The 559-nt window shown below is 70.1% G+C and carries 1 protein-coding gene and 1 pseudogene; both read left to right on the forward strand.

Annotated elements, in window-relative coordinates:
- Window positions 1–126: pseudogene (locus tag B1964_RS30860) on the forward strand (GtrA family protein); the annotation flags it as partial.
- Window positions 123–559, forward strand: a 437-nt coding sequence (locus B1964_RS01225) for an FAD-dependent oxidoreductase (RefSeq protein WP_139765577.1), incomplete at its 3' end; no start/stop codon positions are given. The pseudogene B1964_RS30860 and the gene B1964_RS01225, both read left to right, overlap by 4 nt.

The following is a 559-nucleotide window of genomic DNA, read 5'->3' on the forward strand; positions in this document are numbered from 1 at the left end:
CCCTTCCTGTCGCACCTGTGGCCGGAGGAACTGCTCTACAGCCTGCTCGCCTACGTCATCGCGCAAGGCTTGGCGACGATCATCAACTTCATCGTCCAGCACGCGGTGATCTTCAAGATCAAATGACTCGCGCGGTCGTCGTCGGTTCCGGCCCGAACGGGCTGGCCGCCGCCGTCCGCCTGGCCCAGGCCGGGCTCGACGTCGAGGTGCTCGAGGCGGCCACGGACATCGGTGGGGGAACCCGCAGCAGCGAGCTGATGCGGCCGGGTGTCCTGCACGACCACTGCTCGGCGTTCCATCCGCTCGGGGTGGCCTCGCCGTTCCTCGCATCGTTGCCGCTGGAGCGGTACGGGCTGCGGTGGCGGTGGCCGGAGATCGACTGCGCCCATCCCCTCGACGACGGCACCGCCGGACTGCTGTACCGCGATCTCGATGCCACCGCGCGGGCGCTGGGTGCCGACGGTGCGCGGTGGAAGGCGCTGTTCGGCCCCCTCGCAGCGCGAATGGACGACGTAGCCGTGGAGATCCTCCGGCCCGTCGCGCACCTGCCACGGCATCC

Origin of the sequence: Gordonia sp. i37 (assembly GCF_002043085.1) — a bacterium.
Lineage (GTDB): Bacteria > Actinomycetota > Actinomycetes > Mycobacteriales > Mycobacteriaceae > Gordonia > Gordonia polyisoprenivorans.